Below are 17,859 nucleotides of genomic sequence, written 5' to 3'. Positions count from 1 at the left end.
GTGGGTCCTCAGGGGTGACGGGGTCAGCGCGCGGCGAGGGTGCGCGTGCCGGCGATCAGGAGGGCGGCGTCGTCCTGCGGGGGGTGCACCCGCGAGGCCAGGACGTCGCGGAGGTGGCGCTCGAGCGGGTGGTGCCGCGTGAGCCCCGGGTTGCCGAGGGCGGCGACGGCGGTCTCGACGGCGGTGATCGCCGAGCGGGTGGCGAGCAGCTTCCCGACGACGACGCGGTCGGCGGCCTGCGGATCACCCGCGTCGACGCGGGCGGCGAGCGAGAGCAGCACCTCCTCGGCCTGGACGAGCTGCGCCTCGATCTCGCCGGCGACCGAGCGGATCCGCTCCGTCGTCGCGATCGGGCGACCGAGCGAGGTCGGGACCCGCTCGTTCGCGAACCGGACGAAGAAGCTCTGCGCCGCCCGCCCGATGCCCACGTAGAGCGCGGCGACCGCGAGGCCGAAGCCTCCGGCCGCCCACGCCTCGGGAGCGAGCTGCGAGCGCGGGGTGCCGCGGAAGTGCTCGAGCGGCAGGCGGACCTGCTCGTAGACCACGTCGTGCGTGCTCGAGGCGCGCTGGCCGAGGTGATCCCAGGTCTTCTCGATCCGCACGCCCGGAGCATCGCCGGGCACGATCGCGTGGCCGAGCTCGGGCTCGCCCGAGGCGCCCCGGAGGTCGACCGCCCAGACGAGGTGGTAGGCCAGGCCCTCGGAGCCGGTCGCGAAGCCCTTGCGCCCCTCCAGCACCCACTCGTCGCCGTCGCGGCGGATCGTGGTGGCGGGCAGTCCCCCGCGCGCGGGGGCGCCCCACTCCGGCTCGGCCCGCACCGCGTTCAGCAGCACCGGCCGCTCGGCGGAGTCGGCGAGGACGGAGCGGTAGAGCTCCTCCGGCCAGGTCACCCCGCGGTCCTGCGCGGCGTGCTGCAGCACGGTCATCGCCGAGATCAGCGCGACCGCCGGGTCGCCCTGGCCGAGCGCCCCGAAGATCCGCACGAGATCGACCGTCGAGGGCGGAGTGCCACCGTAGCGGGAGCCGACTGCGACGGTGAGCAGCCCCGCGTCGTGGACGGCGCGGATCCCCTCCCACGGGAACTCGGCGGTGCGGTCGTAGTGCTCGGCGGTCTCGGCGAGACGGGCGGTCACCCGGGCCAGTGCCCGGTCGGAGAGATCCGGGACGAGGCGGGCGGGGGCGTCGAGGAGCGTCACGCGATCGCTCCGACCAGCTCGGTGCTCTCGAGCGGAGGCTGCGCGACGATCTCGCCGCGGCGCCCGGTGGCCTCGCGGTGCGCGAGCTCCTCCCGGACGAGCGGGATCACGTAGCGCCCGTAGTCGACCGCGTCGTTGAGGTTGTCGTAGCCGCGGATCGAGATCAGGTCGGCGCCGAGGTCGACGTAGTCGAGGATCGCGGCGGCCACGGTCTCGGGAGTGCCGACGAGAGCGGTGGAGGCGCCCTGCGCGCCGGTCGCGGTCGCGGTCGGCGTCCAGAGGGCGCGGTCGTGCAGATCCTTGCGGCCCGCGATGTCGAGCAGGCGCTGCGAGCCGACGTTCGCAGGTCCCTTCGCATCGGGGGTCTGCACCCAGAGCCCCTTCTCGCCCTTGCGCGGGTTCGCGGCCGCGGCGGAGCGGCCCTGCAGGATGCCGAGGATCCGGTGCGCCTTCTCCCACGCCAGCTCCTCGGTCGGCGCGATGATCGGCCGGAAGGTGACCCAGGTGCGCGGTGTGTCGGCGCGGCCGGCCCCGAGGGCGGCGTCGGCGATCCGGTCGATCTGCTGCTGCGTGTCGGCGAGCGGTTCGCCCCACAGCCCGAAGATGTCGGCGAGCGCGCCGCCCTGGCGGTAGGCCTCGTCGCTCGAGCCGCCGACCGAGACGGGGATGCTCCCGCGCACCGGCCGCACCCGCGAGACGAAGTCCTCGAAGCGGTAGTAGGTGCCCTCGTGATCGAAGGGCTCCGTGGCCGACCACACCCGGCGCAGGATCCGGATGTACTCCTCCTGGCGGGCGTAGCGCTCGAGCTTGCCGAGGCGGTCGCCCTCCCGCGCCTGCTCGTGGTCGTTCCCTCCGGCGATGAAGTGGACGACAGCGCGGCCGTTCGAGAGCTGGTCGAGCGTGGCGAGAGCCTTGGCGGCGACGGTCGGGTAAACCGTGTTCGGCCGCAGCGCCACGATCGGCTTCAGGTGCTCGGTGTACTGGGTGACCGCGGCGGCGATGGTGAAGGGGTCGTGCCCGGCCGAGCCGTAGGGCACGAGCGTGTAGTCGAAGCCGCCGTCCTCGAGGATGCGCGAGTAGCGGCGCAGGTGGGCGACGTCGATGCTCGAGTCGGCGAGGCCGTTGACCTCGTTGGAGCTGTTGACGTTGATGGCGGAGATGAACTCGACGGCCATGAGGGTGGTCCTTTCGAAGGAGGCGGGCGGAGGCGCGGAGAAGGTGCGCGGGCGCGGCGGAGCGGCGCGGCGGAGGAGGCGACGGCGCTGCTCGTGGAGCGCGGTCGCAGACTGCTGAGTGGAACGGGCGACCCAGAGGCGTCAGTGCCGGCGACGCACAGGCGTCAGCGCCGGGCTGTCAGAGAGAGACCGGACAGGAACATCCGCGCACCGACGCGAAGGGGTTCCCGCCCACGAGCATTCGGCGCATCCGCACGGCGGCCGTCGAGTCGACGCGCACCACCCGGACCGCGCCGGAGGGCACGGTCTGGACGAGGGCACGCGGAGAGGTCATGTCATCGACGCTACGGGCGGCGCGCCCCGGGCGTCCAACGATGATTCCGGATGCGTTCCGATCGGCGAACCCGATCGTTGGTAAGAAACCGTCATGTTCGCGGTGGCTCACGCGGGCACCTCGCGGAGCGGCGTGCGAAGGCGCGACGGGCCGAACAGCTCGGCGAGCGCCGCGAGCGCCGTGTCCTCGACATCGGGCGCGAGTCCGCGGCGCGAGACCAGGCGGAGGTTGACCGAGCCCAGGGCGGGCAGGTCGCGCCGCGCCTCGAGGCCGTCGGCGACGTGGCCCTGGTGCGAGGTCGGCAGCACCGAGACTCCGATCCCCGCTCTCGCCGCCGCGATCACACCCTCGAGACTCGCGGACTCGGCGACGACCCGCACCTCGTGCCCGAACGCGCCGAGCTGCTGCAGGGCGCGCTGGCGCATGCCGCACGGCTCGGAGTAGGCGACGAGCGGGATCGGCGCACCCTCCGGCGCCTGCCAGCCGGGCGCCGCGTACCAGTCGAGCGGCAGCGTGGCCACCTGGCGGCCCGGCAGATCGCCGCCGACTCCGAGGATGACCGCGAGGTCGACGACTCCGCGGACCACCGCCTCCGCGAGCTGGGTGGAGCGATCGAGGGTGACGGTGAGCGGCCGGTCGTCGAAGGCGCGGCGGAGCGTCTCGAGCAGCCGGGGCAGCAGCTGCTCGGCGGCCGGCTCGGTCAGTCCGACGGCGAGCGGGTTCTCACTGGCGGCGTCGAGGGTCTCGAGCGCGTCGTCGTGCACGGCGAGGATGCGGCGCGCCTGCACGAGGAGGCGCTCGCCGGCCGGCGTGAAGCGGGCCCGGCGCCCCACCTTCTCGATGAAGGTGCGCTCGAGCCGGCGCTCGAGGGTCCGGACGTGCTGCGAGACCGTCGGCTGGCTGATGTGCAGCGCCACGGCCGCCCGCCCGAAGCCGCCGCAGTCGGCGATCGCCACGAGCGTGCGCAGGTGGACGATGTCGAGGGTCTCGGGCATCCCCCGACGGTACCGAGGGGCCTGGAGCGTCTCGACCGCCGCCGCAACACGCCGACATGTCGCGGGAGACGACGGAACGGACGGGCCCCCGGAAGGTCCCGTCCGCTCCCGAGGTCTCAGTGCGCGATCACTGGCTCCGCTCCGGCCGTGGGCGCGACCGCGGCGGACGTCCGGCGGAAGAGCAGCACCGACAGCACCGCGCCGAGGGCGAAGAAGCCCGCGCCCCAGCCGTAGGCCACGGCGTAGCTCTGCACGGCGGCCTCCGCCGCCGTGGTCGCCGTGACAGGCGCGTGGGAGGCCAGATAGTCGGTGACCGCGGTCGCGGCGAGCGTGTTGAGCAGGGCCGTGCCGATCGAGCCGCCGACCTGCTGGCTGGTGTTGACCATCGCTGAGGCGACTCCGGCGAAGCGCCTGTCGACTCCGCGCGTGGCGGTCTGCATCGAGCCGGGCATGATCGTGCCCATGGCGAAGCCGAGCACCATCAGCGCCGGCAGCACATCGGCCGCATACCCGCTGTCGAGGGCGAGCCGGGTGAGCAGCAGCATGCCCACCACGCCGAGCACCATCCCGGACGGGACCATGATCTTGGGGCCCAGGCGCGGCAGCAGCAGGTTGGTGCCGAGCTGCGCGGCGAGCACGAGCATCGCGATCATGGGGAGGAACGAGAGGCCGGTCTGGATCGGCGAGTAGCCCAGCGACACCTGGAGGTAGTAGGTGACGAAGAGGAAGATCCCGAACATGCCGGCGCCGGCGATCAGCACCGAGAGGTAGGCGGCCCCGCGGTCGCGATCCAGCACGATCGGCAGCGGCAGCAGCGGATGCTCGGTGCTGCGCTGGCGCAGGACGAAGCCGACCAGCAGAACCACAGCGGCGGCGAGCGGCCCCCAGGTCGTCGGCGAGTCCCAGCCGTCGGTCTCGGCGTTGGCGAAGCCGAACACCAGGCCGAACAGAGCGGCCGAGACGAGGACCGTGCCGGGTACGTCGAGCTTCGGTCGCGGGCCGGTGCGCTCGATCGGCGGGACGAACACGATCGCACCGACGACCGCGACGACGGCGATGAGAACGTTGATGTACAGGTTCCAGCGCCAGTCGAAGCTCTCGGTGAGCACCCCGCCCAGGAGGAGGCCGACCGCGCCGCCGGCTCCCGCGATGGCTCCGAAGACGCCGAAGGCGCGCGCCCGCTCCTTCGGCACGGTGAAGGTGGTGGTCAGCACGGCGAGTGCCGTCGGGGCGAGCAGAGCGCCGAAGACGCCCTGCAACGCCCGGGCGGCGATGAGTGTCTCGAAGGTCGGCGCCGCTCCGCCCAGAGCGGAGGCGAGGGCGAAGCCGACCAGGCCGATCACGAAGGTGCGCTTGCGGCCGAGGAGGTCGGAGAGGCGCCCTCCGAGCAGGAGGAGGCTGCCGAAGGCGAGGGAGTAGGCGGTGACGACCCATTGGCGGTCACCGTCGGAGAAGCCGAGGTCGGCCTGCGCGGCCGGCAGGGCGATGTTCACCACGGTCGAGTCGAGGACGACCATCAGCTGGGCGAGGCCGACGGCCACGAGCGTCCACCAGCGGCGGGTCGAGGGAGCCGGTGCGGCGGGAGCGGCGATCACCGGCTGCGGGGAGGTCTGCGTCATGGGAGCGACCATATACGAGACCGTCTAGTTTCGGAACTAGTGAGTCTCTCAATTAGCATGGCAGGCACGCGCGCCCACGTCGGGCCGCCGGAGAACGACAGGAGCAGCCGCGATGACGCCGCCCACTCCCCCCAGCACAGCCGCCTGCGAGGCCGCCCGCCCCGGCCGCCGCCGCGACCCCGGCCGGGACGGCGAGATCCTCACCGCCGCGCTCGACGTGCTCGCCGAGACCGGCTACGAGGGCATGACCATCGACATGGTCGCCGCGCGCGCGAAGGCCGGCAAGGCGACCGTCTATCGGCGCTGGGAGTCGAAGGCGGAGCTGGTCCTCGAAGCACTCTCCTGCCTCCGGGGCGCCGACCTGGCCGAGGACTCCCTCCCCGACACCGGCTCGCTCCGCGGAGACCTCGTCGCGCTCGTCAAGCCGCACGCGATCGTCGACGCCGAGCGCAAGCTCCGCATCATGTCCGGAGTGGTCGCCATGATCTCGAAGGCGCCCGAGCTTGCCGACGCGGTGCGGACGGCGATCGTCGAGCCGCGCGCCCGGGCGAACCGCCTGCTGCTGCGGCGCGCGATCGCCCGCGGCGAGGTCTCGGCCGACATCGACGTCGAGCAGCTCGCGCTGGTCACGCCGTCGATGGTGGCCTACCGCGTGCTGCTGCTGCGCGAGCCGGTGACCCGCGACTACCTCATCTCGCTGATCGACGGAGTCATGCTGCCTGCGGCGGGAGTGCGCGCGGACGGGTAGGACCGGCCCTCCCCGTCCGAACGGGAACGGCGAAGGCCCGCCTCCCTGGAGGGTGAGGCGGGCCTTCGGGTGCGATCAGTTCGCCTCGCAGGCGATCCGGTCATTGTCGTAGTCCAGCCGTGCAATGTCTCCGTAGGAGGGGTAGTAGGTGTCGAACCAGGCCTGAGCTTCGGCCTGGGACCCGAAGTCGTCGCAGTTCTTCGAGTCACCCGGGTTTCCCGGAGGCGTGGGCGCCGGCCGGTTGCTCTGCCAGAGCGCGCGGTTCTGAGGCGAGTAGATCACCAGGTTGCCGTCGTTCTGCATCACCATGCGCGAGCCCGAGTTGTTGCCGGTGCCGGACTGCCAGAGGACGCGGCCCGAGGGCGCGTAGACCACCGCGTTGCCATCGGCCTGCATCTCGAGGCGGTTGCCTCCGCCCGAGGTCCCCGCGCTCCAGCGGACACCGCCGCCGGAGTACACGACGAAGTTGCCGTCGCCCTGCATGGCCGCCTCACTGCGTCCATCGGTCGAGCGCAGGCGCTGGTCGGCAGTGAGCCGGTTCGCGCCGAACAGCGTGTCGCCGAAGGTGGGCGCGGGCGGGGCCGGCGGCGTGTAGCTCGACCACAGCGCACGGCCCGAAGCCGAGTAGACGACGAGATTGCCGTCGTTCTGCATCACCAGGCGCGCACCCGGGTTACCCGCGGTGCCCGACTGCCACAGCGCGCGTCCCGAGGCCGAGTACACCACCGCGTTGCCGTCGGTTTGCACGGCCAGGCGCTCCCCCGCTCCCTGAGTGCCTGCACTCCAGCGCACGGCACCGCCGGACGAGACGACGAAGTTCCCGTCGCCCTGCAGGGCGGCGCGCGATCCGCCATCGGTCGAGGTGAGCTGCTGCCCGCGACGCAGCTCCGTGCCGCCGACGAGCACGTCGCGGACCACGGGTGCGATCGACGTGGAGCTCGACCAGAGCGGGCGCCCGGAGCTCGCGTAGACGACCAGATTGCCATCGTCCTGCATCACCATCCGCGCACCAGGGTTGCCCTGGGTGTTCGACGCCCAGCGGGAGCCTCCGCCCGGGGCGTAGACGACCGCGTTGCCGTCGGGCTGCATCTCGAGGCGGTTGCCGCCTCCGGAGGTGACCGAGCTCCAGCGCGCCGAGCCGTCGATGTACACGACGAAGTTGCCGTCGCCCTGCATCGCGGCGCGTGCGCGCCCGTTCGAGGACGTGAGCTGCTGACCTGCGAGCAGAGCGCCGCCTCCGGAGAGCACGTTCTGTGCCGCCAGGGCCTCGGCTGTGGCGGCGGGAAGGGCGGAGGCGGCGGGCGCGAAAGCGGCCGCACCTCCAGAAGCGAGGAGGCAGGCGAGGGTGATCGCCGCCAAGCGGCGAGTGGGAGACTGCGGCACGGAAGGCCCTTTCGAGAGGAACGGCGGGGCCGCTCGCCAGTGAGCGGCGGGCGGAGCCTGACACGGGCGGGATCGGCCGTCCAGAGGGTGTGAGCGGAACCACCCAGCGGCGATCGACGGTCGTCCGGCGATCCGCGCCAGCGATGCGACCTCTCGGCGGCGGGACGCGAGCGCGCCTCGGCATGCGGCGCGGATCTGCCGGACGAGACACCGCGGAGGCGCTGCTCCGGCGCACCGCGGCCGCGGCGCGAATCGACGGGACATCGGGTCCCGAGTTGCCGCGCCACCGGCGACGGGGCGCCCCTCGCCTCCGCTCGACGGCCCGACGGCGCGGAGCAGGTCCCCGAGTCTCCTAAAATCGGAGCCATGTCGAAAGTGTTGAGCAGTCTGCCCGTGGGCGAGCGTGTCGGAATCGCATTCTCGGGAGGCCTCGACACATCCGTCGCCGTCGCCTGGATGCGCGAGAAGGGTGCGGTTCCCTGCACCTACACGGCCGACATCGGCCAGTACGACGAGCCCGACATCGGGAGCGTCCCCTCGCGCGCCTCGCAGTACGGTGCCGAGATCTCGCGCCTGGTCGACGCCAAGAGCGCGCTGGTGGAGGAGGGGCTGGTCGCCCTCCAGTGCGGCGCCTTCCACATCCGATCGGGCGGCAAGACGTACTTCAACACCACCCCCCTGGGTCGCGCCGTCACCGGCACCCTGCTCGTGCGCGCGATGCGCGAGGACGGCGTGGACATCTGGGGCGACGGCTCCACCTACAAGGGCAACGACATCGAGCGCTTCTACCGCTACGGGCTGCTCGCCCACCCGCGCCTGCGGATCTACAAGCCGTGGCTCGACGTGCAGTTCGTGAACGAGCTCGGCGGCCGCACCGAGATGTCGGAGTGGCTCGTCGCCCGCGGCTTCCCCTACCGCGACGCCACCGAGAAGGCCTACTCGACCGACGCCAACATCTGGGGCGCCACCCACGAGGCGAAGCGCCTCGAGGAGCTCTCGAGCGGTCTCGAGCTCGTCGAGCCGATCATGGGAGTCGCCTCGTGGCGCGACGAGGTCGAGATCGCCTCCGAGGTCGTCTCGGTGCGCTTCGAGGCCGGCCGACCGGTCGCGCTCAACGGAGTGGAGTTCTCGGACGCCGTCGCACTCGTGCTCGAGGCCAACGCCATCGGCGGCCGCCACGGCCTGGGCGTCTCGGACCAGATCGAGAACCGCATCATCGAGGCGAAGAGCCGCGGCATCTATGAGGCACCGGGCATGGCCCTCCTGCACATCGCGTACGAGCGCCTGCTCAACGCGATCCACAACGAGGACACCGTCGCCCAGTACCACTCCGAAGGCCGACGCCTCGGCCGCCTCATGTACGAGGGCCGCTGGCTCGACCCGCAGTCGCTGATGCTGCGGGAGTCCATCCAGCGCTGGGTCGGCTCCGCCGTGACCGGCGAGGTCACCCTGCGTCTGCGCCGCGGAGACGACTACACGATCCTCGACACCACCGGACCGGCGCTGAGCTACCACCCCGACAAGCTCTCGATGGAGCGCGTCGGCGACGCAGCCTTCGGCCCCGAGGACCGCATCGGGCAGCTGACGATGCGCAATCTCGACATCGCCGACTCCCGCTCGCGGCTCGAGCAGTACGCGGCCGCCGGACTGGTCGGCGGGCCCACCGCCGAGCTGGTCGGCACGCTCGAGATCGGCGAGGCCGACGCCATCACCGAGGGCGGCGGCTCGGCGGCCGCCGACGCGCTCGGCCGCGCGACCGACCTCGCCTCCGAGGGCGCCGCGTTCGACGCCGGCACGGACTGACCCGCTCGCTCGGATGCCGACGCTCCCGGCCCGGAACGCCGCCTCCGTCTCGGCGAAAGCCGCTCAGGGCGCCGCTCTGCGCACCTGAGTCAGCGCGGCGTCGACGGTCGCGAGCGACTGGACGGAGTCGACCCGCGCGAGCACCAGCGCGGCGACCAGGAGCGAGACGAGGACGTCGGCCTGCGCGGACGCCCACTCCGGGCTGCCGGGCCAGCGGGCCAAAGCCCCTGCCCGCAGCGCCCGCCACAGCTCGGCCCGGTAGTCGGCGATCACGTCGCGGACCGCCTCGTCGCGCGCGATCGGCGCGCCCGCGGCGTTCAACAGGAGGCATCCGCTCCGCGCCGAGAGCGAGCGCGGGTCGGCGAGCGCCGTCCGCAGCCCCGTGAAGTACTCCTCGAGCGCCGTGGGCGACGCACCGGAGGGAGCGACGAGTGGAGCCAGCCGCGGCCGCACGACCTCGTCCAGGTAGCTCTGCACCGCGGCGTCGAAGAGCCCGCGCTTGCTCCCGAAGGCGTGGTACAGGCTGGAGCGGCCCAGGCCCGTCGCGGCCTCGAGGTCGGGCAGCGCCGCCTCCTGGAACCCGTTCTCCCAGAACACGGCGCGCGCGGCACGGACCACCTGCTCGGTGTCGAAGCCCTGCGTGCGTCCCACGACGCCTCCTCTGCTCACCGCCTCCGCGGTCTCGATGGAGCTCCCCGGAGGGAGCAGCGCTGTCCACTGGCGCGCACTGCTTCGGCCAGTCTATTGTGGACTGACCGATACACAATCGGGTGGGGGTCCTCCGCCCGGTCGACTCGCCAGGAGGCCCGCCGTGATCGTTCTCGGACTGGTGCTCGCCGCTCTCGCCGCGGTGCTGCACGTCTACATCTTCGTGCTCGAATCGGTGCTGTGGACCACGCCCCGCGCCCGCTCCGTCTTCGGCACGACGGCCGGCGAGGCCGAGTCGACCAGGGAGATGGCGTTCAACCAGGGGTTCTACAACCTGTTCCTCGCGATCGTCACGGTCATCGGCATCGTTGCGGTGGCGGGCGGAGCGACCGCCGTCGGCGCCGCACTCGTCTTCGCGGGGGTCGGCTCGATGGTCGCCGCCGCGCTCGTCCTGCTGCTGTCGGCGCCGACCAAGCGTCGCGCGGCACTCACGCAGATGACTCCCGGGCTCCTGGCGGCGATCACCCTCGCCGTCGGCCTCGCACTCTGACCCCCGCCCACCACCACTCGAAAGGCCCCATGCCCTCCGTCACTAGCACCCAGATCCAGCTCGTCCGCCGCCCCGACGGGTGGCCCGTCGCCGAAGACTTCCGCACCTCGACCGTCGAGTACGGCGATCCCGCCGCCGGCGAGATCCGCGTCGAGAACGCCTTCCTCTCGGTCGACCCCTACATGCGCGGCCGCATGAACGACGTGAAGAGCTACACCCCGCCGTTCGCGCTCGGCGAGACCATGACGGGCGGCGCCGTCGGCCGTGTCACCGTCTCGGACGACCCGGCGTTCCCCGTCGGCAGCGCGGTCCTGCACCAGCTCGGCTGGCGCGACATCGTGCAGGCGGAGGCGTCGCAGTTCCGCGTCGTCCCCGAGATCCCCGGGGCGCCGCTCTCCCTGCGCCTCGGCATCCTCGGGATGACCGGGCTCACGGCCTACGTCGGCCTCACCACGATCGCCGGCATGAAGGAGGGGGACACCGTCTTCGTCTCGGGTGCTGCGGGAGCCGTCGGCTCGGCCGCGGGGCAGATCGCCCGTCTCCTGGGCGCCGAGCGGGTCATCGGCTCGGCCGGCTCCGCCGAGAAGGTCGCCCTGCTCACCGGCAAGTACGGCTACGACGCCGCCTTCGACTACCACTCGGCGCCCGTGCGCGAGCAGCTGGCGGCGGCTGCGCCCGACGGGATCGACGTCTACTTCGACAACGTCGGAGGAGATCACCTCGAGGCAGCGCTCGACGCCTTCCGCGACGGTGGGCGAGCGGCCCTCTGCGGGGCGATCGCCGGCTACAACAGCACCGAGAAGGCACCCGGTCCCGACAACATGGCGACCATCATCACCCGCGGCCTCACCCTGCGGGGCTTCACTCTGTCGGGCTACCTCGACCAGGCGGCGGAGTTCAACCGGCTGATGGCCGGCTGGTTCGCCGAGGGCCGGATCGCCTACGACGAGACGGTCGTCGACGGCATCGACCACGCGGTCGACGCGTTCCTCTCGATGATGCGCGGCGGCAACACCGGGAAGATGATCGTCCGTCTCTAGCCCGGCGGGGAGTCCCGGGGCACAGCCCGGGGCTCCCTCCAGCGGTCTCGCCGGTCGCCGGACGACGCGACAGCGGCGGTGTCGATCCTCCGGCGCGGTGGCAGACTGCGACGATGAGCATGTCCACGCGGCGGATCGCCGCCCCCGTCCTGGCAGCAGCCTCCCTCGTCCTCCTCCTCAGCGGCTGCGCGGGCGGCGGAGGCGCGGCGACGTCGCAGAGCCCGCTCCCGCGCCCGAGCGCGACGCGCACCCCGGATGTGCCGACGCGGACTCCGAGTGCCGCGGCTCCGACCGCCGCCCCGACTCCGACCGCTGCCCCGGCTCCCGAGCAGACCGCCCCCGATGCACCCCCGGTGTCCGCTCCGGACTCACCGGATCAGTCCCCCGCCGAGTCGTCGACGCCGCGGTGCAACGGCTCCGACCTGGCGATGGAGTACCGGCCCGACCCAGAGGCGTCCGGAGCCGGCAGCAGCGCCTTCGACCTGGTGCTCACGAACACGGCGTCCGAGCCGTGCACGCTGACCGGCATCCCCGGCGTCTACGCCACCGATGCGGGCGGCGCCCGCATCAGCGCCGTCGCAGAGGCCTCCGGACCGAACCCCGACACCCTGATCGCCCTCGCCCCGGGCGCGCGCGCCGACGTCCGACTCGCCTGGCACTCCCCCGGCGCGAACGGCTGCGCGGCCGCCACCTCCGCGTACCTGGTCGCCGAGGTCCGTGACGCCGCGGACGGCGCCGTCCGCGCCCCCGCCGAGATCGAGGTCTGCACCGACGGCACGGTGATGATGGAGGCGTCCACCTACACGCTGCTCTGAGTCGTCGGGCTCTGAGTCGTCGGGCTCTGAGTCGTCGGGCTCACGGTCGTCGGGCTCACGGTCCTCGGACGTGGTGTCGCGAGAGCGGCTCGGCGCCGATGCGCTCGGGTCGGTGGCCCCGGGGAGACGCCGCGCGACCCCTTGACCGGGGCCCGCCGACGCGCGAGCCTCGCACTACACGTCCCCACCCCTCCGGAGGTCATCATGCAGGTCGGTTCGCTTCTTCTCCGTCTCGCCGTCGGCGGGCTCTTCGTCGGTCACGGCCTCCAGAAGCTGCGTGGGTCGTTCGACGGCCCGGGGCTCGAGGGCACCGAGCAGATGATGGCGAGCCTGAAGTTGCATCCCGCGCGCCGGAACGCCGTTGCGGCGGCGGTGACCGAGACCGCGGGAGGAGCTGCCCTCGCCCTCGGCGCGGCGACCCCGCTGGCTGCCGCCGGCCTGATCGCGACGATGGTGACCGCGGTGCGCACGGTGCACTGGAGCAACGGACTGTGGAACGCGGGGGGCGGGTGGGAGTACAACGGTGTCCTGGTCGCGGCGACGGCGGCGATCGTCGCCGACGGGCCGGGTGCCCTTTCGTTCGATGCCCTGCTCGGCAAGCGGACGTGGGGGGCCGGCTGGGCTCTGCTCGCCCTGGCGGGCGGAGCCGTCGCCTCGACCGTGCTCGTCGAGGCCGGCCGTCGCGCCGCACCCTTGGAGCTCGACCCCGCGTCCTCCGCGGACGCGTCGACGGACTCCTGAGCAACCACTGGTGCCGAGGTAGCGTCGGAGTCGTGGTCGATTCACCCCTCCCCTCCGACCGGGCGCGCCTCGGGCCGTCCGCTCGTGACGTCGACGAATCGGCCCGGTGGCAGGCGGCGGTCGATCGCCTCGGCGCGCAGGTCGACCCGGACGGTGTCGTCGAACGCATGCGGGTGCTCGCCGCGCGGTACCCGGGGACGGACGGGGTCGCCGCGTTCGAGCTGGGCGGCGCGCTCGACAGTTCGGGCCGGGAGGCGGAGGCCGCGGCCGAGTACGAGCGCGCCCTCGCCGCCGGGCTCGATGACGAGCGCCGGGCGCGGCTGCTGATCCAGTACGCGTCCACCCTCCGGAACCTCGGCCGCGCGGAGGAGGCCGTCGCGCTGATGAGCGAGGCCGACTCGCACCCCGCCGTCGGAGCGGCCCGCGAGGTGTTCCTCGCGCTCGCCCTGCACAGCGCAGGTCGAGCGGACGACGCCCTCCGCGTCGCCCTCGAAGCGCTGGTACCGACACTCCCTCGCTACCAGCGCTCCGTCCGGGCGTATGCCGCCGCTCTCACCGGCGCCACGACTCCGGAGGTAGGAGCGCCCCGGCCCACTCAGCCCTCCAGCAGCAGCGGGTCGATCTGACCCAGCGCGAGTCGCATCCCCTCTTCCATCCCCATCTCGACCATCTGCTCAAGCTGCTCCGCCGACTCGAACCGGGTGCGGATCGTCATCCGGGTGCGGGTCGACGAGATCTCCTCCAGGGTGACGACGGCGTGGGTGATCCCCATCGCGTCATCCGGCTCGCCCTCGTCGTCGGCGAAGCCGTCGTCGAACTCGAACCTCGTCGGCTCGTCGACGGCCGTCACCCGCCACCAGCCCCTGGCCCTCTCGCCGCCGGGTCCCGTCATCACATAAGCGCTGCGTCCACCCTCGACGGGTTCGTGCCGCTCGAAGGCCGCAGGCCAGGTCGGCGGCCCCCACCAGCGCTCGAGCCTCCTCGGGTCGGTCCAGAGGAGCCAGACGCGCTCGATGCCCGCCTCGAACTCGCTGGTGATGGTCAGGGTCAGGTTCTCGATGTCCTTCACGGACTCCAGCACGGTCATCGTGCTGCTCCTTCCACTCGGTTCCCGGGAGCCGGTCGGCTCAGGGGTGGTCACTGCACATCGCTCGCCTCGCCGTCGAGGAGACCGGTGAGGCGGTCCACTCGGCCGAGCCAGAGCTGCTCGAGGGAGTCGAGCAGGCGCGAGGCTCTGCGCACCTCGGCGACCTCGCCCCGCACCAGCTGCTCGCGTCCGCGACGGCGCTTCTGCACGAGATCGGCGCGCTCGAGCACCGCCACGTGCTTCTGAACGGCGGCGAACGACATGTCGTAGCGAGCGGCGAGATCAGAGACGGACAGCTCACGCTCGAGCACCCGGGCGACGATGTCCCGCCGGGTGGCATCGGCCAGCGCCCGGAAGAGCCGGTCGATGTCCGCGTCCGTCCTCTGATCTGAAACCATGTGGTTGCACGATAGACCTCGACAGCGCCGGAGACAAGACAGCGCCGGTCGCAGGCGCGAGCCTCAGGCCCGCTGTGCTGCGGCGTCCAGCGACTCCGCTGCGGCGCCGATCACCCAGTCCGGGATCTGCCGCGCAGCGAAGAGGGAGGCGTACAGCTGCGCCATCGAGTTGCCCGGGTCCAGCGCCAGGGCCTCCTCGAGATGGACGCTCGCGAGGGAGGAGACGCCGCGCGCCCACCAGCACCACGCGAGGACCGTCAGGACCGCCGACCGCGCCTCCCGAGGAGCGAGTGCCGCGAGTCGGGCGAGGGCGGTGGTGGCGCGGTCGAGACGCTCGCGGTCGGGCGCCGGGCCCGTCCCGAGCAGGAGCGCCGTCGCCTCGACGTCGTGCGCGTCGCGCGCGCCGGCCAGGAACTCGCGCTCGGCGATCTCGGAGACGCGCTCACCGGTGGCCGCGCTGGTCTCGTCCAAGCGGCGCCGGCGGCCTCGTTGCGCCTCGGCAGTCGCGGCTCCGCGGGCGATCTGCAGCGTCGTCTGATCGCGCAACGGCGCCGACTGCAGGATCCGGACCACCATCGCCTCGCGGCGCGGTGTCGACGAGCCGGTGAGCCAGCGCTCGACCAGCGGCACGACGTCCGGCATCGAGTGCGCACTCCGCCGCAGCACCTCCTCCACGATCGCGCGATCGGCGTCGTCGACGAGCGGCGGCTCGGCGAGCCGAGCGAGGTCGAGGGGCTCCTCGGCGAGCGCCCTGGCGAACAGACCGGCCTCGCTGCCCTCGATCTCGACCAGGGGCCGCGGTTGCCGACACTCGGCAGCGTCGGTGTAGCGGCCCCAGCCGTCACCCGCCACGCAGGCGACGGCGACGATCCCCAGCTCGGTGCGCTCGAGCGTGCGCAGCACGGCACGGCCGAGCTCAAGCTGCGGGACGCCCCTCGCCTCGGCATAGGTCGCCCTGGTGTAGACGACGACCAGGGCCGCCGTCGCCCGGGGCATCGTCTCCATCACACCCGCGCAGCCGCGCGCCAGCACGGCGACCTCCGCGCGGTTCGGACCCTGCGGCAGCGGGATGCGGAACCCTCCGCCCGCGCGCGAGCCGAGGAAGGGCACGACGACGAGCGACTCCTCCGGCCGGATGCCGATCAGAGTCGGCACGCTCGCGAGCAGGTCGTGGACCCCGCTCGCGCGGACGATCTCGGGCTCGCGCGGCGCGGACGGGTGGGACGGGGATCGGTGAGTCGATGTCATGCCCGCCACCCTCGTCGGTGGAAAAACCCGGCGGAGCCTGCAGAACGCCATCCGGGGAGAAGCGGGCCGCATCCGCGCCTGTGGAGGAGCGCGCATCGACACCACCCGCACGTGCTCGGCCCGACAGGGGTCAGACGGCCGCGGGCATCGGCCGGAGCACCTTCACCATCGGTCGGCCCTTCGCGAGCTCGTCGATCAGCTTGTCGAGGTAGCGGATGCGCTGCATCAGAGGATCCTCGACCGTCTCGACCCGGATGCCGCAGACGACCCCCGTGATCGCCGAAGCGTTCGGATGCAGGCGTGCGGCGGCGAAGAAGTCCTCGAGCGTCGTGCGCTCCGCGAGATGGTGCTCCAGCTCGGCCGCGTCGAATCCGGTCAGCCAGCGGACCGCCTCGTCGACCTCGTCGCGCGTGCGCCCCGTGCGCTCCGCCTTCGCCACGTAGTGCGGGTAGACGTCCGCGAACGCCGTCGAGAAGATCCTGCTCATGCCGTCGAAGGGTACTCGCGCGGACACCTCCTGCCGAGCCCCGGTCGGCCGCTGCGCGCCGGGCCGGGCGGAGGGCGTCGCCGCGCCGCTATCCTCCCGAGTGGCCCTGCGCCTCCCCACCGCCGACAGAGAGAGTGCCCGTGAGCGTCTTGCGCACCAAGTCCGTCGAACAGTCGATCGCCGACACCGATGAGCCGGAGTACCGGCTCAAGAAGTCCCTGACCGCACTCGACCTCACGGTCTTCGGGGTCGGAGTCGTGATCGGCGCCGGCATCTTCACCCTCACGGGCCGAGCGGCGCACGACATCGCCGGCCCCGCCATCGTGCTGAGCTTCGTGGTCGCCGCGTTCGCCTGCGCCCTGGCCGCCATGTGCTACGCCGAGTTCGCCTCCACCGTGCCGGTCTCGGGATCCGCCTACACCTTCTCCTACGCCTCCCTCGGCGAGCTCTTCGCCTGGATCATCGGCTGGGACCTCATCCTCGAGCTCTTCCTCGGCGCGAGCGTGGTCGCGCAGGGCTGGAGCGCGTACCTCGGCTCGTTCCTCCAGCAGCTCGGCATCGTCCTGCCGTCCGCGATCTCGTACGGCGGGGTGGTCGATGTGCCGGCCATCCTCCTGGTGCTGGTGCTCGGCGCGCTGATGACCGTCGGCATCAAGGAGTCGCTGCGGGTCAATCTGGTGCTCGTCGCGATCAAGCTGTTCATTGTCCTGTTCGTCATCATCGCCGGCCTCCAGTTCGTGAGCACCGCGAACTACTCGCCGTTCGTCCCGCCGGCCGAGGCCTCGCAGTCTGCCTCCGGACTGACCCAGCCGCTCCTCCAGTTCCTCTCGGGCATCGAGCCGGCGACCTTCGGAGTCGGCGGCATCATCGCCGGGGCCTCGCTCGTCTTCTTCGCCTACATCGGCTTCGACGTCGTCGCCACGACCGCGGAGGAGACGCGCCGCCCGCAGCGCGACCTGCCCATCGGCATCATCGCCTCGCTCATCATCTGCACCGTCCTCTACTGCGCCGTCGCCCTCGTCGTGACCGGCATGGTGCCCTACCGCGAGCTCGACCCGTCGGCCGCACTCGCCAACGCCTTCGCCTACCACGGGCAGACCTGGATGGCGACGGTCATCTCGGCCGGCGCCGTCGCCGGTCTCACCACCGTCGTGCTGACACTGCTGATCGGAGCGACCCGCATCATCTTCGCGATGGCGCGCGACGGCCTGCTCCCCCAGCGCCTCGCCTCGGTGCACCCGCGCCTGCGTACCCCGTGGTTCACCTCGGTCGTCGTGACGCTCGTCGTCGCGCTGCTCGCCGGGCTCACGCCGATCGGCGTGCTCGAGGAGATGGTGAACATCGGCACGCTCTCGGCGTTCGTTCTCGTCTCGGTCGGCGTGATCGTCCTCCGCCGCAAGCGCCCCGACCTCCAGCGCGGTTTCCGGGTCCCGCTGAACCCGTGGCTCCCGCTGCTCTCGGCCCTGATCTGCAGCTACCTGATGCTCAACCTGTCGATCGAGACGTGGCTGCGCTTCCTGATCTGGCTGGTGATCGGCTTCGCGATCTACTTCGCGTACTCGCGCAGCCACGCGAAGATCGGGACGTAGCGC

Annotated in this window: 18 protein-coding genes; 8 read left to right on the top strand and 10 right to left on the bottom strand. The window is 72.4% G+C overall.

All coding sequences use genetic code 11. The annotated features are described in order from the left end of the window. Positions 1–23: 23 nt before the first annotated feature. The 4 genes from GSU10_RS06080 to GSU10_RS06065 form a co-directional block, all read right to left on the bottom strand. The gene (locus GSU10_RS06080; protein ID WP_132505191.1) at positions 24–1,196 is read right to left on the bottom strand and encodes an acyl-CoA dehydrogenase family protein; all 1,173 of its coding nucleotides are present in this window, start codon (positions 1,194–1,196) and stop codon (positions 24–26) included. Next, positions 1,193–2,371, bottom strand: a complete 1,179-nt coding sequence (locus GSU10_RS06075; RefSeq protein WP_068211747.1) for an LLM class flavin-dependent oxidoreductase — start codon at positions 2,369–2,371, stop codon at positions 1,193–1,195. The genes GSU10_RS06080 and GSU10_RS06075 overlap by 4 nt, the downstream gene beginning before the upstream one ends. Positions 2,372–2,812: 441 nt before the next feature. Beyond that, the gene (locus tag GSU10_RS06070; protein WP_068211745.1) at positions 2,813–3,700 is read right to left on the bottom strand and encodes a LysR family transcriptional regulator; all 888 of its coding nucleotides are present in this window, start codon (positions 3,698–3,700) and stop codon (positions 2,813–2,815) included. A 116-nt stretch (positions 3,701–3,816) separates the two neighbouring features. After that, a complete protein-coding gene (locus GSU10_RS06065) occupies positions 3,817–5,319 on the bottom strand; it encodes an MFS transporter (protein ID WP_068211749.1) in 1,503 nt (500 codons plus the stop codon). 112 nt (positions 5,320–5,431) lie between these two features. Between GSU10_RS06065 and GSU10_RS06060 the strand changes: the two genes are divergently transcribed. Then, a complete protein-coding gene (locus GSU10_RS06060; protein WP_132505194.1) occupies positions 5,432–6,067 on the top strand; it encodes a TetR/AcrR family transcriptional regulator in 636 nt (211 codons plus the stop codon). 75 nt (positions 6,068–6,142) lie between these two features. On the opposite strand, the gene GSU10_RS15310 is transcribed toward GSU10_RS06060, so the two are convergent. After that, the gene (locus tag GSU10_RS15310) at positions 6,143–7,450 is read right to left on the bottom strand and encodes an excalibur calcium-binding domain-containing protein (RefSeq protein ID WP_158286117.1); all 1,308 of its coding nucleotides are present in this window, start codon (positions 7,448–7,450) and stop codon (positions 6,143–6,145) included. Positions 7,451–7,816: 366 nt separating this feature from the next. Here GSU10_RS15310 and argG point away from each other — a divergent pair, with 366 nt between their 5' ends. Beyond that, on the top strand, positions 7,817–9,253 hold the full coding sequence (gene argG / locus GSU10_RS06050; RefSeq protein ID WP_132505200.1) for an argininosuccinate synthase: 1,437 nt from the start codon (positions 7,817–7,819) through the stop codon (positions 9,251–9,253). A gap of 63 nt (positions 9,254–9,316) precedes the next feature. On the opposite strand, the gene GSU10_RS06045 is transcribed toward argG, so the two are convergent. Beyond that, a complete protein-coding gene (locus tag GSU10_RS06045; protein WP_132505203.1) occupies positions 9,317–9,904 on the bottom strand; it encodes a TetR/AcrR family transcriptional regulator in 588 nt (195 codons plus the stop codon). Between the two features lie 160 nt (positions 9,905–10,064). Between GSU10_RS06045 and GSU10_RS06040 the strand changes: the two genes are divergently transcribed. From GSU10_RS06040 to GSU10_RS06020, 5 genes are all read left to right on the top strand, one after another. Continuing rightward, a complete protein-coding gene (locus GSU10_RS06040; protein ID WP_068213576.1) occupies positions 10,065–10,451 on the top strand; it encodes a DUF1304 domain-containing protein in 387 nt (128 codons plus the stop codon). Positions 10,452–10,480: 29 nt separating this feature from the next. After that, positions 10,481–11,491, top strand: a complete 1,011-nt coding sequence (locus tag GSU10_RS06035) for an NADP-dependent oxidoreductase (protein WP_068213579.1) — start codon at positions 10,481–10,483, stop codon at positions 11,489–11,491. Positions 11,492–11,604: 113 nt separating this feature from the next. After that, complete coding sequence (locus tag GSU10_RS06030; protein ID WP_132505206.1) at positions 11,605–12,306, top strand: DUF4232 domain-containing protein; 702 nt, start codon at positions 11,605–11,607, stop codon at positions 12,304–12,306. Between the two features lie 204 nt (positions 12,307–12,510). Next, positions 12,511–13,047 (top strand): DoxX family protein, encoded by a 537-nt coding sequence (locus GSU10_RS06025; protein WP_068213531.1) that lies wholly within the window; start codon positions 12,511–12,513, stop codon positions 13,045–13,047. A 32-nt stretch (positions 13,048–13,079) separates the two neighbouring features. Beyond that, complete coding sequence (locus GSU10_RS06020) at positions 13,080–13,673, top strand: tetratricopeptide repeat protein (protein ID WP_068213532.1); 594 nt, start codon at positions 13,080–13,082, stop codon at positions 13,671–13,673. Here GSU10_RS06020 and GSU10_RS06015 read toward each other — a convergent pair. The 4 genes from GSU10_RS06015 to GSU10_RS06000 all read right to left on the bottom strand — a co-directional run bounded on the left by GSU10_RS06015 (position 13,643) and on the right by GSU10_RS06000 (position 16,267). Beyond that, positions 13,643–14,134 carry an SRPBCC family protein gene (locus GSU10_RS06015; protein ID WP_068213535.1) on the bottom strand — a complete coding sequence of 164 codons (492 nt, stop codon included), beginning with the start codon at positions 14,132–14,134 and terminating at the stop codon, positions 13,643–13,645. The genes GSU10_RS06020 and GSU10_RS06015 overlap by 31 nt on opposite strands. Positions 14,135–14,184: 50 nt before the next feature. Then, positions 14,185–14,532, bottom strand: coding sequence for an ArsR/SmtB family transcription factor (locus tag GSU10_RS06010; RefSeq protein WP_068213538.1), 348 nt, complete (start codon positions 14,530–14,532; stop codon positions 14,185–14,187). 63 nt (positions 14,533–14,595) lie between these two features. Further along, the gene (locus GSU10_RS06005) at positions 14,596–15,780 is read right to left on the bottom strand and encodes a DUF4192 family protein (RefSeq protein WP_158286118.1); all 1,185 of its coding nucleotides are present in this window, start codon (positions 15,778–15,780) and stop codon (positions 14,596–14,598) included. A gap of 130 nt (positions 15,781–15,910) precedes the next feature. Beyond that, on the bottom strand, positions 15,911–16,267 hold the full coding sequence (locus tag GSU10_RS06000; RefSeq protein ID WP_068213088.1) for a DUF2200 domain-containing protein: 357 nt from the start codon (positions 16,265–16,267) through the stop codon (positions 15,911–15,913). Between the two features lie 140 nt (positions 16,268–16,407). Here GSU10_RS06000 and GSU10_RS05995 point away from each other — a divergent pair, with 140 nt between their 5' ends. Then, on the top strand, positions 16,408–17,856 hold the full coding sequence (locus GSU10_RS05995) for an amino acid permease (protein WP_068213091.1): 1,449 nt from the start codon (positions 16,408–16,410) through the stop codon (positions 17,854–17,856). Positions 17,857–17,859: the final 3 nt, after the last annotated feature.

The organism is Rathayibacter tanaceti, from assembly GCF_009834165.1.
Lineage (GTDB): Bacteria > Actinomycetota > Actinomycetes > Actinomycetales > Microbacteriaceae > Rathayibacter > Rathayibacter tanaceti.
The sequence above is the reverse complement of the archived record's forward strand: the minus strand, read 5'-3'. Positions and strand labels throughout refer to the sequence as shown.